The 15,094-nt window shown below is 70.4% G+C and carries 14 protein-coding genes and 1 riboswitch; of the genes, 11 read left to right on the forward strand and 3 right to left on the reverse strand.

The annotated features are described in order from the left end of the window. Positions 1–15 precede the first annotated feature (15 nt). A complete protein-coding gene (locus ACFYXV_RS22650; protein WP_385474235.1) occupies positions 16–1,263 on the forward strand; it encodes an Ig-like domain-containing protein in 1,248 nt (415 codons plus the stop codon). 171 nt (positions 1,264–1,434) lie between these two features. On the opposite strand, the gene ACFYXV_RS22655 is transcribed toward ACFYXV_RS22650, so the two are convergent. Continuing rightward, positions 1,435–1,836 (reverse strand): hypothetical protein, encoded by a 402-nt coding sequence (locus ACFYXV_RS22655; protein WP_048476285.1) that lies wholly within the window; start codon positions 1,834–1,836, stop codon positions 1,435–1,437. 198 nt (positions 1,837–2,034) lie between these two features. Between ACFYXV_RS22655 and ACFYXV_RS22660 the strand changes: the two genes are divergently transcribed. The 6 genes from ACFYXV_RS22660 to ACFYXV_RS22685 all read left to right on the forward strand — a co-directional run bounded on the left by ACFYXV_RS22660 (position 2,035) and on the right by ACFYXV_RS22685 (position 9,290). Then, the gene (locus ACFYXV_RS22660; RefSeq protein ID WP_048476286.1) at positions 2,035–2,655 is read left to right on the forward strand and encodes a heme-copper oxidase subunit III; all 621 of its coding nucleotides are present in this window, start codon (positions 2,035–2,037) and stop codon (positions 2,653–2,655) included. A gap of 76 nt (positions 2,656–2,731) precedes the next feature. Then, entirely contained in the window at positions 2,732–3,541 is an 810-nt protein-coding gene (locus ACFYXV_RS22665) for a c-type cytochrome (RefSeq protein WP_385474232.1), read from the forward strand. Then, positions 3,538–4,596, forward strand: coding sequence for a Rieske 2Fe-2S domain-containing protein (locus ACFYXV_RS22670; protein ID WP_382989733.1), 1,059 nt, complete (start codon positions 3,538–3,540; stop codon positions 4,594–4,596). Before ACFYXV_RS22665 ends, ACFYXV_RS22670 begins: the two co-directional genes overlap by 4 nt. After that, positions 4,593–6,221 (forward strand): cytochrome bc complex cytochrome b subunit, encoded by a 1,629-nt coding sequence (locus ACFYXV_RS22675; protein ID WP_383343972.1) that lies wholly within the window; start codon positions 4,593–4,595, stop codon positions 6,219–6,221. The genes ACFYXV_RS22670 and ACFYXV_RS22675 overlap by 4 nt, the downstream gene beginning before the upstream one ends. A 166-nt stretch (positions 6,222–6,387) precedes the next feature. After that, positions 6,388–7,452 carry an anthranilate phosphoribosyltransferase gene (gene trpD, locus ACFYXV_RS22680; RefSeq protein ID WP_385474229.1) on the forward strand — a complete coding sequence of 355 codons (1,065 nt, stop codon included), beginning with the start codon at positions 6,388–6,390 and terminating at the stop codon, positions 7,450–7,452. An 88-nt stretch (positions 7,453–7,540) separates the two neighbouring features. Continuing rightward, a riboswitch (SAM riboswitch) is annotated at positions 7,541–7,657 on the forward strand. A gap of 238 nt (positions 7,658–7,895) precedes the next feature. Beyond that, positions 7,896–9,290, forward strand: coding sequence for an aminotransferase class V-fold PLP-dependent enzyme (locus ACFYXV_RS22685; protein ID WP_389383854.1), 1,395 nt, complete (start codon positions 7,896–7,898; stop codon positions 9,288–9,290). A 427-nt stretch (positions 9,291–9,717) separates the two neighbouring features. On the opposite strand, the gene ACFYXV_RS22690 is transcribed toward ACFYXV_RS22685, so the two are convergent. Next, positions 9,718–9,999: an Lrp/AsnC family transcriptional regulator gene (locus tag ACFYXV_RS22690; RefSeq protein ID WP_008738815.1), complete on the reverse strand. Its 282-nt coding sequence runs from the start codon at positions 9,997–9,999 to the stop codon at positions 9,718–9,720. Further along, positions 9,996–10,718 (reverse strand): rhomboid family intramembrane serine protease, encoded by a 723-nt coding sequence (locus ACFYXV_RS22695; RefSeq protein ID WP_383343985.1) that lies wholly within the window; start codon positions 10,716–10,718, stop codon positions 9,996–9,998. Before ACFYXV_RS22695 ends, ACFYXV_RS22690 begins: the two co-directional genes overlap by 4 nt. Positions 10,719–10,845: 127 nt before the next feature. On the opposite strand from ACFYXV_RS22695, the gene ACFYXV_RS22700 reads away from it, so the two are divergent. From ACFYXV_RS22700 to ACFYXV_RS22715, 4 genes are all read left to right on the forward strand, one after another. Next, the gene (locus ACFYXV_RS22700; protein ID WP_008738811.1) at positions 10,846–11,085 is read left to right on the forward strand and encodes a hypothetical protein; all 240 of its coding nucleotides are present in this window, start codon (positions 10,846–10,848) and stop codon (positions 11,083–11,085) included. A 40-nt stretch (positions 11,086–11,125) separates the two neighbouring features. After that, a complete protein-coding gene (locus tag ACFYXV_RS22705; protein WP_389383893.1) occupies positions 11,126–12,490 on the forward strand; it encodes an NYN domain-containing protein in 1,365 nt (454 codons plus the stop codon). Between the two features lie 261 nt (positions 12,491–12,751). Next, on the forward strand, positions 12,752–13,786 hold the full coding sequence (locus ACFYXV_RS22710; RefSeq protein WP_383343988.1) for an NlpC/P60 family protein: 1,035 nt from the start codon (positions 12,752–12,754) through the stop codon (positions 13,784–13,786). A 247-nt stretch (positions 13,787–14,033) separates the two neighbouring features. Beyond that, positions 14,034–15,077: an NlpC/P60 family protein gene (locus ACFYXV_RS22715; RefSeq protein WP_389383855.1), complete on the forward strand. Its 1,044-nt coding sequence runs from the start codon at positions 14,034–14,036 to the stop codon at positions 15,075–15,077. The last annotated feature ends 17 nt before the right edge of the window (positions 15,078–15,094 follow it).

Consider the following 15,094-nt stretch of genomic DNA (forward strand, 5'->3'; position numbering starts at 1 on the left):
CATAGCGTGGGCTCCATGAAGCACTCACCGCGTCTTTGGACGGTACTCAGCTGCTCCGTGCTGGTGGCGTCCCTCGGGGCCGGCGTCACCGCTTGCGGGCCCGGAGACAACCCGCTGTCAGCCCGCCCGTACGACGCGGGCGACCAGGTCGTCTTCAACCAGCCGCCCGGCGGACGGCCCGTCGACCCCGAGAAGCCCCTGGAGATCACCGCCAAGGGCACCGGCGGCAGCCGGATCACCGACGTGTCCGCCGTGGACGCCCAGGGCCGCCGTCTCGCGGGCGAGCTGAGCGCCAAGGGCGACCGCTGGCACAGCACCGCCCCGATGGCCGCCGGCGTCCATTACACGGTCCTGGTGAACACCGAGGACGAGCGGGGCGCTCCGGGGCAGCGCAGGCTGACGTTCGAGACCACTCCGGCGGAGAAGGTCCTCAAGGTCGAATTCGGGCCGGACGAGGGCAAGTACGGCGTGGGCCAGCCCCTTACGGCCGTGCTCAACGAGCCCATCACGGACAAGGCCGCCCGGGCGATCGTGGAGCGGGGCCTGGTCGTCAGCACTCCGCCGGGCGTCGAGGGAGCCTGGCACTGGGTGGACGACAAGAACCTGCACTTTCGCCCGAAGGACTACTGGCCCGCGCACTCCACCGTCTCCGTACGGAGCAACCTGGAGGGCATCAAGATCAACGATGAGCTCCACGGGGCCGCCGCCACGCCGTTGACGCTGGAGATCGGCGACCGGGTCGAGGTCACCACCGACGCGTCCTCGCACTACCTGACGTTCGAGCGCAACGGGGAAGTGATCAACACCATTCCGGTGACCACCGGAAAGCCCGGGTTCTCCACCCGCAACGGGGTCAAGGTGGTGCTCGGCAAGCAGTACTTCGTCCAGATGCGCGGCGACACCGTCGGCATCGGCGGCAGCGAGTACTACAACCTGCCCGTCTACTACGCGACCCGTGTCACCTGGAGTGGTGAATACGTGCACGCCGCACCGTGGTCCGTGGACTCGCAGGGCTCCGAGAACGTCAGCCACGGCTGCACCGGCATGAGCACGGGCAACGCCGCCTGGTTCTACGAGAACATCACCGAGGGCGACATCGTCCGGGTGATCAACAGCATCGGCGACGACATGGAGCCCTTCGGCAACGGCTTCGGCGACTGGAACCTGGACTGGAAGGAGTGGCGCGACGGCAGCGCTCTCCTCAAGGGCACCCAGGAAGGCCGCAGTCCGATCGACCAGGCCCGGCTGCGCCCGCAGGTCTGAGCCCGGTCGCCGGGGCCGGCGCGGCCCCGGGCCGGGAGGGCCCGTACGGCCCGCCGCCGGCGCGCGGGAGTCCACACGAACACATGGACTCCCGCGCGCCGGCGGCCTTTGGCGGTGTCCCCTAGGGGGGTGTCAGGCCTTCCGGGCCCGGCCTTGGTCCGCCGTACGCCCCTAGGCCGCCGAAGACAGCCGGGAACGCACCAGGCCCGCCAGGGCGTCCGCGAACTCCACCGGATCGACCGGCAGGGTCACCGCGGCGTCCGCGCGGCTCCAGGTGGCCAGCCAGGCGTCCTGCGGACGCCCCATCAGGAGCAGTACCGGCGGGCACCGGAAGATCTCGTCCTTGATCTGCCGGCACACGCCCATGCCGCCGGCCGGGACCGCCTCGCCGTCCAGCACGCACACGTCGATCCCGCCCGCGTCCAGCTCGCTCAGGACGGCCGGGAGGGTGGCGCATTCCACGAACTCGACCGGGGGCAGGTCCGCGGCCGGCCTGCGCCCGGCCGCCAGCCGCACCTGCTCGCGGGTGCCCGCGTCGTCGCTGTAGACCAGAACCCGTGCAGTCGACCGCATTTCGTTCCTCCACGGTGCCGTGAATCACGTTGATGTTGCGCGGGATGCTACTCCGTCCGACCCCGTGTCAACATCGGTTCGAACAGCCTCGCCGATGAAGATCCAGGGCAGATCTGATGGGCCGTTCGGGCCTTGCACACGCCCCTGACACTCCGAACGGCACCCCCCGGGGTGAGGGCGGGATAAGCGACCGACATAATGTCGGTCGTGGCGACAGCAACGACAGTAGATACCGGGCACGCGCACCCGACGGTCAACCGGCCGAACCTCGTCAGCGTCGGAACCATCATCTGGTTGAGTTCCGAGCTGATGTTCTTCGCGGCCCTCTTCGCGATGTACTTCACCCTGCGATCCGTGACAGGTGCCGAGTACTGGACAGAGCAGGCTTCGGCCTTGAATCTGCCCTTCTCGGCGACGAACACGACGATCCTGGTGCTTTCCTCCCTCACCTGCCAGCTCGGCGTATTCGCCGCGGAGCGCGGTGACGTGAAGAAGCTCCGGTCGTGGTTCATGATCACATTCGTCATGGGTGCGATCTTCATTGGCGGCCAGGTGTTCGAGTACACCGAGCTGGTCAAGCACGAGGGCATGTCTCTCAAGTCAGGTCCGTACGGCTCGGTGTTCTACCTGACCACCGGCTTCCACGGTCTGCACGTGACGGGCGGTCTCATCGCCTTCCTGCTGGTCCTCGGCCGGACGTACGCGGCCAAGAGGTTCACCCACGAACAGGCCACGTCGGCCATCGTCGTGTCCTACTACTGGCACTTCGTCGATGTCGTCTGGATCGGCCTCTTCGCGACGATCTACCTGATCAAGTAGCGAACACGTCACCGGGCCAGACCCGGCACTCCATCCAGAAACACCGACGCAGAAGATCCTGACACCGGGGTAATCCGTGAAAAAGCTCTCCGCACGACGACGCCATCCGCTGGCGGCGGTCGTCGTTCTACTCCTCGCGCTGGCGGCCACTGGGGGGCTGTACGCCGCCTTCGCCCCCGCGGGCAAGGCGCAGGCCGATGAAACCGCCCAGTCCCTCGCCATCGAGGAGGGCCAGAAGCTCTACGCCGTGGGTTGCGCAAGCTGCCACGGAACCGGCGGTCAGGGTACCTCTGACGGCCCCAGCCTGGTCGGCGTCGGCTCCGCGGCCGTCGACTTCCAGGTGAGCACGGGCCGCATGCCCGCCCAGCAGCCCGGCGTGCAGGTGCCGAAGAAGCCGGTCATCTACGACCAGGCGCAGATCGACCAGCTCGCCGCGTACATCGCCTCCCTCGGCGCCGGCCCCATCGTGCCGACCGAGAAGCAGTACGACCCGGCGGGCGCCAACATCGCCAGGGGTGGTGAGCTCTTCCGCAACAACTGCGCGCAGTGCCACAACTTCACCGGCGAGGGCGGCGCGCTGACGAACGGCAAGTACGCCCCGAACCTTGAGGGCGTCTCGCCGAAGCACATCTACGAGGCCATGCTCACCGGCCCGCAGAACATGCCCTCCTTCCCGGACAGCACCATGCCGACGAAGGAGAAGAAGGACATCATCGCGTACCTCCAGCACGTGAACGGCGATAAGTCGACCAGCCCCGGTGGTCTCAAGCTCGGTGGCCTCGGCCCCGTCTCCGAGGGTCTGTTCGGCTGGATCTTCGGCCTGGGTGCGCTGATCGCTGTCGCCGTCTGGGTCGCGGCCCACACCGCTAAGGCCAAGAAGTCATGAGTAGCCAAGACATTCCCGAAGAGAAGCACCTGCCGAGCGAGCAGGGCGACGCGCACCACGGTGGCGTAACCGTCGCGGACGATCCGTTCGCCGACCCGGGCCTTCCGGTCCACAAGCCCCGTATCCAGGACATCGACGAGCGGGCCGCGAAGCGCTCCGAGCGCACCGTGGCGATGCTGTTCACGCTGTCGATGCTGGCCACGATCGGCTTCATCGCCTCGTACGTGACCCTCCCGGTCGACAAGATCGTCTACATCTTCCCGATCGGGAAGGTGAGCGCGCTGAACTTCGCGCTCGGTCTGACCCTGGGCACGGCCCTCTTCTGCATCGGCGCGGGCGCGGTCCACTGGGCCCGCACCCTGATGTCCGACGTTGAGGTCGCCGACGAGCGCCACGAGATCGCGGCGCCGCCGGAGCTCAAGGCGAAGGTCATGCAGGACTTTGCGGACGGCGCGCAGGAGTCGGGCATCGCCCGCCGCCCGCTGATCCGCAACACCATGCTCGGCGCGCTGTCGATGCTGCCGCTGTCCGCTCTCATGATCATGCGCGACCTGGGCCCGCTGCCCGAGGAGAAGCTGCGCAAGACCGTGTGGAGCAGGGGCAAGCTGCTCATCAACGACAACACGAACGAGCCGCTGCGTCCCGAGGACGTGCTGGTCGGTTCGCTGACCTTCGCCAGGCCCGAGGGCCTGGAGGAGGAGCAGCACGACTTCCAGACGCAGATCGCCAAGGCCGCCCTGATGATCGTCCGCATCAAGCCGGAGGACATCAAGGACAAGCAGGAACTCGAGTGGTCCCACGAGGGCATCGTGGCCTACTCGAAGATCTGCACCCACGTCGGCTGCCCGATCAGCCTGTACGAGCAGCAGACCCACCACGTGCTCTGCCCGTGCCACCAGTCCACCTTCGACCTCTCCGACGGCGCCCGAGTCATCTTCGGTCCGGCCGGCCACGCGCTTCCGCAGCTGCGGATCGGCGTGAACGGTGAAGGCTTCCTCGAAGCGCTCGGCGACTTCGAAGAGCCCGTCGGTCCTGCATTCTGGGAGCGCGGATGAGCACTGCCACCGACACGAAGCGCCCGGCGCCCTCCAAGGGCGAACGGGTGGCCGACTGGGCCGACGGACGCCTGGGCATCTACAGCCTGGCCAAGTCCAACATGCGCAAGATCTTCCCGGACCACTGGTCCTTCATGCTGGGTGAGATCTGCCTCTACAGCTTCATCATCATCATCCTCACGGGTGTGTACCTGACGCTGTTCTTCCACCCGAGCATGAACGAGGTCGTGTACCACGGCTCGTACGTGCCGATGCAGGGCGTCCAGATGTCCGAGGCCTTCGCCTCGACGCTGGACATCAGCTTCGACGTCCGCGGTGGTCTGCTGATCCGTCAGATCCACCACTGGGCGGCGCTGATCTTCGTCGCGGCGATGCTCGTGCACATGATGCGCGTGTTCTTCACCGGCGCGTTCCGCAAGCCCCGCGAGGTCAACTGGATCTTCGGCTTCCTGCTGCTGGTCCTCGGCATGTTCACCGGTTTCACCGGTTACTCCCTGCCGGACGACCTGCTCTCGGGCACCGGTGTCCGCTTCATGGAGGGCGCGATCCTGTCCGTGCCGATCGTCGGCACGTACCTGTCGTTCTTCCTCTTCGGCGGCGAGTTCCCCGGCGGCGACTTCGTCGCGCGGTTCTACTCGATCCACATCCTGCTGCTGCCCGGCATCATGATGGGCCTGCTGGTGGCCCACCTGATCCTGGTCTTCTACCACAAGCACACCCAGTTCGCGGGTCCCGGCAAGACGAACAACAACGTCGTCGGCATGCCGCTGCTGCCGGTCTACATGGCCAAGGCCGGAGGCTTCTTCTTCCTGGTCTTCGGTGTCATCGCGGCCATCGCGGCGATCGCCTCGATCAACCCGATCTGGGCGCTCGGCCCGTACCGGCCGGACCACGTGTCCACCGGCGCGCAGCCCGACTGGTACATGGGCTTCTCCGAGGGCCTCATCCGTGCGATGCCCGGCTGGGAGATCAACCTCTGGGGCCACACGCTCGTCCTGGGCGTGTTCATCCCGCTGGTGATCTTCCCGCTGGTGCTGGCCACGATCGCGGTGTACCCGTTCATCGAGTCCTGGGTCACCGGGGACAAGCGCGAGCACCACATCCTGGACCGCCCGCGCAACGTCCCGACCCGTACGGCCTTCGGTGTGGCCTGGCTGACGTGGTACGTCATCCTGCTGATCGCCGGTGGAAACGACATGTTCGCGCAGTACTTCCACCTGTCGATCAACAACATCACGTGGTTCGCCCGCATCGGCTTCTTCGTCGGTCCGGTCATCGCGTTCGTCATCACCAAGCGCATCTGCCTCGGTCTCCAGCGCCGTGACCGCGACAAGGTGCTGCACGGTCGCGAGACCGGCATCATCAAGCGCCTGCCGCACGGTGAGTTCGTCGAGGTCCACGAGCCGCTGACGCAGGGCAAGCTGCACACGCTGACCGCGCACGAGCAGTACAAGCCGGTCGAGATCGGCCCGACGGTCGACGAGAACGGCGTCGAGCGCAAGGTCGGCCGCATGGAGAAGCTCCGCGCGAAGCTCAGCAAGGGCTACTACGCGGAGGACAGCCAGATTCCGAAGCCCACGGTGGAGGAGTACAAGGAGATCCAGAGCGGCCACGGCCACCACTGATCCCGCATGAGGGACTGATTCAGGTCAGTCCCGGCGTCGCCACGGCAAGAGCCCCGTCCAGTGTCCGGACGGGGCTCTTTGCCGTCCCCGGGGCTGGATAGGCTGAACCCCTTCCCATACGAGTGGGCCCCGACACCGGGTGGCCGATCAACAGCAGGAGCGGACCATGAACGTTGCGACCCCGGCAGGCGGCGACAGCGTGGCGGCCCGCGGCTGGCCGGGCGTGCTGGACGCCCTGCTGTCCGGCCAGGACCTGCGCGCCGACGAGACGGCCTGGGCCATGGACCGGATCATGCGCGGCGAGGCCACCGACGCCCAGATCGCCGGCTTCGTGGTGGCGCTGCGCGCCAAGGGGGAGACGGTCTCGGAGATCAACGGCCTCGTACGGTCGATGTACGACCACGCCAACCTGATCGAGGTGCCGGGCCGGACGGTGGACATCGTCGGCACGGGCGGCGACGGTGCCAAGACGGTGAACATCTCGACGATGTCCTCCATCGTCGTGGCCGGTACGGGCGCCAAGGTCGTCAAGCACGGCAACCGGGCCGCGTCCTCGGAGAGCGGCTCCTCGGACGTGCTGGAGAAGCTCGGCGTCAACCTGGACCTCACCCCGGCGCGGGTGGTCGAGGTCGCGGAGGAGGCCGGCATCACCTTCTGCTTCGCGGTGAAGTTCCACCCGGCGCTGCGGCACGTGGCGGCGGCCCGCAAGGAGCTGGGCATCCGGACCACGTTCAACTTCCTCGGCCCGCTGACCAATCCGGCGCGCGTACGGGCGCAGGCCACGGGTGTCGCGGACCCGCGGGTGGCGCCCATCGTGGCGGGCGTGCTGGCGGAGCGGGGCTCCTCGGCGCTGGTGTTCCGCGGTGACGACGGCCTGGACGAGCTGACGACGACGGCGACCTCCCGCGTGTGGTGGGTCCGCGACGGCCGGGTGGACGAGCAGCCGTTCGACCCGCGCGACGTCGGCATCCCGCTGGTCGACGTCTCGGCGCTGCGGGGCGCGGACGCCTCGTACAACGCGGACGTCGCCCGCCGGCTGCTGGCCGGCGAGAGCGGCCCGGTGCGCGAGGCGGTGCTGCTGAACGCGGCGGCGGCCCTGGTGGCCCTGGACCCGGGCGCGGGCTCCCTGGAGGACCAGATCCGCACCGCGATCGCCCGCGCCGCGGAGTCCATCGACTCGGGCGCGGCCCGGGCGGCCCTGGACCGCTGGGTGGCGGCCAGCAACGCCTGACCGATTCCGGCCAGGACCCCGGTTCGCGCGTATCACCATGCGGACCGGGGTCTTGTGCGCGGGGGATCTTGTGGCAGGATGCTGACCAGGTCACGAGTGACAGCGTTTTGGCCCCGGCTTGCTGTCCGGCAACCCTCCTTCCGTGGCGGGGTGCCCCGGGTGATGACCAGGTCGCAGGCAGAAAGGCCTGCGGCAAGCGCGGATCCCTCGACACCAGGGGTCCTGGTCTCTCGAGGAGCTTTTCCGTGAGCAAGCGAATGCGATAGGGCGACTCCGCCCCTTCTTCACCCTCCGTGCGGTCCTGAGCCGTCCGCGCGTCGAGGCAATCCCCGTACCACTCGCACCCGTGCATCCGCGCACCCGTTTCCGGGATGCGTGTGCCGCGTGCACCCGCGTACGGGCCGTCCGAAGCCATTCAGCCTGTCCTGCCGGGAGATACCGCCATGTCCACGTACCCGAACGCCACCACCACCGCCGCCACCGCCGTGACCGACTCCGCCGACCCCGCCTGCACCGGGCCGCTGCCGGTCCTCGGCCGGGACGTCACCGTCCCGCTCGTCACCGGCGGCGAGGTCACGTACGCGGCCCTCGACTACGCGGCCAGCGCCCCGGCGCTCCAGCGGGTCTGGGACGACGTCGCCGCGTACGCCCCGTACTACGGCAGCGTCCACCGCGGCGCGGGCTACCTCTCCCAGCTGTCCACGGACCTCTTCGAGCAGAGCCGGGCCACGGTCGCCGGGTTCCTCGACTGCCGTCCGTCCGACCAGGTGATCTTCACCCGGTCCACCACCGACTCGCTGAACCTGCTCGCCGCCGTGCTGCCGGCCGGCTGCCAGGTGTTCGTGTTCGAGACCGAGCACCACGCCTCGCTCCTGCCGTGGGGGGACGCGCAGGTCACGTACCTCAACGCGCCGCGGACCCCGGCCCAGGCCGTGGAGACCCTGGAGCGGGCGCTCGCGCAGCGGGACCCCTACGGTCCCGCGCTGGTCTGCGTCACCGGCGCGTCCAACGTCACCGGTGAGCTGTGGCCGGTGAAGGAGCTGGCCGCCGCGGCGCACGCCCACGGCGCGCGCATCGTCCTGGACGCCGCCCAGCTGGCCCCGCACCACCCCGTCTCCGTGCAGGAGCTGGACGTGGACTGGGTGGCCTTCTCCGGGCACAAGCTGTACGCGCCGTTCGGCTCGGGCGTGCTGGCCGGCCGGGCGGACTGGCTCCAGCAGGCGGAGCCGTACCTGGCCGGCGGCGGGGCCTCCCGGAAGGTCGCCCGCCGCGCGGACGGCGGCGTGGACGTCGAGTGGCACACCACGGCGGCCCGCCACGAGGCCGGCTCCCCGAACGTGATCGGGGTGTACTCGATCGCCTCCGCCTGCAAGGCCCTGACCGAGGCGGGCTTCGACGACCTCGTCGCCCGCGAGCGCCACCTCATCGACAGGGTCCGCGAGGGCCTGGCGGAGGTCCCGGCGGTCCGGATCCTCTCCCTCTTCGGGGACGACGCCCCGCGGGTCGGCGTCATCTCCTTCGTGGTCGACGGCTGGAACAGCTCGCACTTCGCGGCGGCGCTGTCGGCGGAGTACGGGATCGGCGTCCGCGACGGCCTGTTCTGCGCCCACCCGCTGGTCCGCACCCTGCTGGGCAGCGAGCCCCAGGCCCAGGGCGAATGCGGAGCCCCCGAGGCGGCCCCGGGCGAGCGCTCCCTCAACGCGATCCGCGTCAGCTTCGGCGCCGGGACCCCGGACGAGCACGTCGACCGCTTCGTCGGCGCCGTGAAGGAACTGGTCACCTCCGGAGCCAAGTGGCAGTACCGCACGGAGGAGGGCCGCTGCGTCCCGGCCGTGTGAGACTCTGCGGATCATGACGTACTGGGACCCGGTACCGACCGTTCGCGCCATGGCGGGTGAGCAGCATCCGCTGTGGCGGGGGGACCGGGTGAGCCGGGACTGGTCCGGGCCGGCGCCCGACGGCTGGGAGCAGCGGGACCGGCGCGGTGTGCCGGGCCCCTTCTACGCGGCCAGCACCGACACCTGCCTCACCGGGCGCCAGTGCGCGCCCGACCACGTCATGTACGAGGACGAGTACGGCAGTGAGTTCGTGTTCCGTGGGCCACTGCCCGCGGCGACTGGAGGAACGATGCCGCCGCCGGGGCGCGGGTGTACGTCGCCCACATCGACCGCGGCCTGGAGGACCACCTGCGCGGGTACGTCTTCCGGCTCGCAGAGGGCCGGCCCGCGCGGGCCGGGGAGGGCCTGCCCCGCCTCTGAGGGCTCGCTACGCGTCGAGGCCGATCGCGAAGGCCGCTTCCAGGTCGTGCTGGGAGTAGGTGCGGAAGGCCACGTGCGTGTCCGTCGCCTCGACGCCCGGGATCTTGCTGATGCGGCCCGGGATGATGTCCGCCAGGTTCTCGTGGCGGGCCACGCGGACCAGGGCGATCAGGTCGTACGTCCCCGTGACGGAGTAGACCTCGCTGACGCTGTCCAGCGCGGCGATCGACTCGGCGATCTCGGGGATGCGGTCCACGCTGGTCTTGATGAGCACGATCGCGGTGATCACGGCTGGCTGTCTCCCTCGGTGGCCGTCGCTGGTCGCCTCACTCTAGTCGTACGCCGATAGCGCACCCACGCGTAGGCGAAGCCGAGCGAGAAGCCCACCAGGTGGGCCAGGTACGCCACCCCCGGGCCGCTGCCCGCGCGGTGCGCGGCCACCCACTGGAGGGCGAACCAGAACAGCAGGACCATCCACGCCGGGAAGCGCAGCGGCAGGAACAGCAGGAACGGGAACAGGCTCGTCACCCGTGCGCGCGGGAACAGGCACAGGAAGGCGCCCAGCACCGCGGAGATCGCGCCCGAGGCGCCCACCAGCGTCTGCGCCGAGGAGGCGTTGGCCGCCGCGTACGCCGCCAGCGCCAGGTAGCCCGTACAGACGTAGAACGTCAGGAACTCCGGCCGCCCCATCCGCTCCTGCGTCATCACGCCGAAGACGTACAGGAACAGCATGTTGCCGAGCAGGTGCAGCCAGCTGCCGTGCACGAACAGGGCGGTGAGCGGCGTCAGCAGGGCCCGTGCGGAGCCGGTGAAGAGCTCGTCCGGGACGACGCCCCAGTGCCGGAAGTACGCGGTCCCCGTCTCCAGTAACCGCTCGCCGGTCCCGTACGAGGGATTCAGCCCCGAGGCCGGGCAGAACAGGAACACCGCGCAGCAGCCGGCGATCAGCGCGTGGACGACCACCGGGCCCCGGGCGGCCTCCCGGAGGGCCTGCCACCTTACGATCATGCGATCGAGCATGACCCAAGTGGGCCCGCCGCGAGGACCGGCAGGCCGTAGGGTTACGTGCTGCGGTCCGCCGATTGACGCGGACGGCGGCTTTAATTGAATGAGCTACGAAGGAGAGAGCGGCCTGATGACGGTTCCCCTGCCGACCGACACCACCCGGTGGCGCTGCACGCTGTGCGGCAACCTCACGCGTTTCGACGTCACTCGTTCGTCGAAGGTCGTGGAGTACGTCCACCTGGATCTCGCCGGGGAGCCCAAGGTCGAGGAGCGCGAGGTGGTCAATGAGACCATCGAGTCGGTCCGCTGCCGCTGGTGCAACGCGGTGGACCAGATCGAGCTCGTGGACAGGCCGGGCGCGGACTCCTGACGGAGCCCCGCCCACAGGTGAATGACGGTAGGGGTGACGGATTGTGGAGCCAGCAAGCGGCGCTGAGCCGGCCGACGCGGCCGGCGACGCCGCCGAGGTGCTCGACCGCCCGCTGCCGGAAGGCGTGCGGCGCCGGGTCGTCGCGCTCGTCTCGGACGCCTTCGGCGGACTGACGGTCGCGGACCTCCCGGCGCAGCTGCGCCAGTACGCCCGGTTCACCCCGACCCGGCGCGCCAAGTTCGCGGGCAACGCCATGGCCGCGGCGGTGGAGGCGGACGCCGTCTTCCGGGGCCGCGTCGCCGAGAAGCTGCGCGAGGCACAGGCCGAGCTCACCGGTGCCCTGGAGTCCGGCGCCCCGCCCGCCGCCGCGGACCCGCTGGACGTGGCGGCCGCCGCGTACGTCCTGCGCCCGGTCGGGTGGGTGAAGCTGGTGGCCGCCGCCGGCGAGGAGGCCCAGCGGGCCGACGCCGAGCGGGTCGGCGAGGAGACCCGGCGCGAACTGGACCGGCTGCGCGAGGAACTGGCCCACGCGCGGGACGCGCAGCGCCTGGGCGGCGAGACGGTACGGACGGAGCTGGACGCGGCGCGCAAGGAAGCGGAATCGCTTCATCGCAAGCTGCGCAGCGCGCAGAGCGATGTGAAGCGGGGCGAGGCGGCCCTGCGCAAGGTGACCGCCGAGATCGACGGGATCCGGGGCGAGGCGGCCGCGCAGGTGGCCGCCGCCGAGAGCGAGACCCGGCGCCTCAAGTCCCGTCTCGCGGAGGTGGAGGCGGCGCTGGAGACCTCCCGCAGGGCCACCCGCGAGGGCCGCAGCGTGGAGGACATGCGGCTGCGGCTGCTGCTGGACACCGTGCTGGACGCCGCCCAGGGGCTGCGCCGCGAGCTGGCGCTGCCGCCGGTCTCCACGCGGCCGGCCGACACCGTGGACGCGGTGGAGCCGGGCCGGATGACCCCCAAGGACATCGCGGCACGCGCCCTGTCGGAGACCGATCCGGCGCTGCTGGACCAGCTGTTGGCGCTGCCCCAGGCCCATCTGGTGGTCGACGGCTACAACGTGACCAAGACCGGCTATCCGACGATGCCGCTGGAGAAGCAGCGGCTGCGGCTGCTGGGCGGGCTGTCGATGCTGGCCGTGCAGACGGGCGCGGAGATGACGTGCGTCTTCGACGGTGCGGAGCTCGCGGCCCCGGTGCTGCTCGCGCCGCCGCGCGGGGTGCGGGTGCTGTTCTCGAAGCCGGGCGTGACGGCGGACGAGCTCATCCGCCAGCTGGTGCGCGCGGAGCCCCCCGGCCGGCCGGTGGTCGTGGTCTCCACGGACCGCGAGGTGGCCGACGGCGTGGCGAAGGCCGGCGCCCGGCCCGTGGCGTCCGCTTTGTTGCTGAAGCGGCTTTCGCGCGTTTCGTAACTCCTCGGCGCAATGCCCGATTTCGCAGGGCCGGCAGGGAACGTACCGTCAAGTGCCCTGTACGGAGCGTGGGCTGTAGGTAAAGAAGCTGGTCGGCGGCGAAGTTTTTTGCCGACAGGATTTGAACTGATCACAGCGAGGTCACTAGGGTCGGGCTCAAACCTTCGTGCGGTAGTTCACTCATTCGGGGTGACGGCGGAGGCGCGCTGCCGAGCCTTGCGACCGTAATTCGGCGGCTCCAGGATGAAGGAGCTCGCGTTCGTGGCGTCCCACCGTCGACCCAAGCCGCCGACCCGCACCCGCGTGAGCGTGCTCACCGCCCTCGCCACCGCGGCCGTCGCCCTCTCCTCCCACTCGGCCATGGCCGCCCCGGCCAAGCCGAGCAAGGACGAGGTCAAGAGCAAGGTCGACGCCCTCTACGAGGAGTCCGAGCAGGCCACCGAGAAGTTCAACGGGGCCAAGGAGCGCCAGGACCAGCTGGAGAAGGAGATCTCGCAGCTCCAGGACCGGGTGGCGCGCGGCCAGGACGAGCTCAACAACCTGCGCAACACCCTCGGTTCGATGGCGACCGCCCAGTACCGCGGCGGCGGCCTCGACCAGTCCGTCCTGCTGATGCTCTCCGAAGACCCGGAGGGCTACCTCGACAAGGCCTCCACGCTCCAGCAGGTGAGCGGCAAGCAGGTCGAGGCGATATCGAAGATCCAGGCCAAGCAGCGCGCGCTGGCCCAGCAGCGCCAGGAAGCCACCGGCAAGCTCGCCGACCTCGACGCCGTCCGCAAGGAACTCGCCGAGAAGAAGGCGGCCGCCCAGAGCAAGCTCGCCGACGCCCAGGCCCTCCTCAACACGCTGACCGCCGAGGAGCGGGGCCAGTTGAAGAGCGACGCGGCCAAGGACGGCCAGAGCGCCGCGGACGCCGCCGGCGCCAAGGGCGCGGTGAAGGGCTCGGGCCGGGCCGGGGCGGCCCTCGCCGCCGCGATCACCCAGAAGGGCGACGCCTACCACATGGGCGACACCGGCCCCGACTCGTGGGACTGCTCGGGCCTGACCCAGTGGGCCTACGCCCAGGCCGGCGTCAAGATCAGCCGCGTCACCACCACGCAGGCCAACGACGGCACGCGCATCTACAACGAGAGCGACCTCCAGCCCGGAGACCTGGTCCTCTTCTACGGCGACCTGCACCACGTGGGCCTCTACGCGGGCAACGGCCAGGTCTTCCACGCCTCGAACCCGCGCGGCGGCGTCCGCTACGAGGCCATGAAGAACATGCCCTTCCAGTTCGGCGTCCGCGTCGGCTGACCCCTGAGGGCCGCGCGCCCGTCGCGGGACGCGCCGTACGCCGCCCATCCGGGCGAATTCCGCGGCCCCGCTGTGACCACACGCCCCGCCGGTGACCTGCATCTCCGGCGGGGCGTCGTCGTGTCCGCGTCCCGGGGGTCGTTGGCCGGTGCGTGGTGGCGCGGTTACTGTCTGCCAGCGCGGAACCCGGCACACAGCCGTCCACGGGGGCGGACCCGGCCCCGCGCAGCGGAAGGGAGCGGTTCCCATGGCGTCCCATCGTCGGCCCGGGCACGGCAGCCTCGACAGGAACTCCAAGGTCACCGTCCTGACCGCTGCCGCGGCCACCGCCGCGGCGGCCCTGACGGGCGCGACGGCCACCGCGGCCCCCGCCCTGCCGCAGGAACCGGCGGGCGGCGCCCGCGCCCAGGTCGACCGGCTCTTCGAGGAGGCCGAACAGGCCACCGAGCGCTACAACCGGGCGGGCGAGCGGGCCGAGAAGCTGCGGGCCGAGATCGACCGGGCCCAGGACGCGCTGGCCCGCGGCCAGGACCGCATCAACACCATGCGCGGCCTCCTCGGCACCTTCGCCGGAGCCCAGTACCGCTCCGGAGGGATCGACCCCACCGTCGAGCTGCTGCTGTCCGGCAACCCGGACGAATACCTCGACAAGGCCTCCCAGCTCAACCGGCTGACGGACCGCCAGACCTGGCAGCTCGACGAACTGCGCAAGGAGCAGCGCCGGCTGGGCCAGCAGCGCCACGAGGCCTCCGGGAAGCTCGCCGAACTCGACGCCGTACGGGCCGACGTGGCCCGCCAGAAGCGCGCCGTCACGGCCAAGCTGGCCTCCGCCCGCCGGCTCCTGGGCGCCATGCCCAGCGAGGAGCGGGCCGAGTTCGAACGGGCCTCGCGCTCCGGCGGCCGCTCCGACGGCCTGCCCGAGCCGAACTCGCCCGGCCCCTCCTCGGGCCGCGCCGCGACCGCCGTGATGGCCGCCCGGGCCGCGGTCGGGCGCCCGTACATCTGGGGCTCCACCGGGCCCTCCGGGTTCGACTGCTCCGGGCTGATGGTGTGGTCGTACCGGCAGGCGGGCGTCTCCCTGCCGCGCACCTCGCAGGCCCAGCGGTACGCGGGCCGCCAGGTCCCGCTCTCGCAGGCGCAGCCGGGCGACCTGGTCACGTACCGCTCCGACGCCAGCCATGTCGGCATGTACGTCGGCAACGGCCAGGTGGTCCACGCCCCGTACCCGGGCGCGCGGGTGCGCTACGACCCGGTCGGGATGATGCCGGTGTCCTCCGTGACCCGTCCCTGACCCCTCCGCGGCGCGGG

It is taken from the genome of Streptomyces sp. NPDC002181 (assembly GCF_042890485.1).
Classification (GTDB): Bacteria; Actinomycetota; Actinomycetes; order Streptomycetales; family Streptomycetaceae; genus Streptomyces.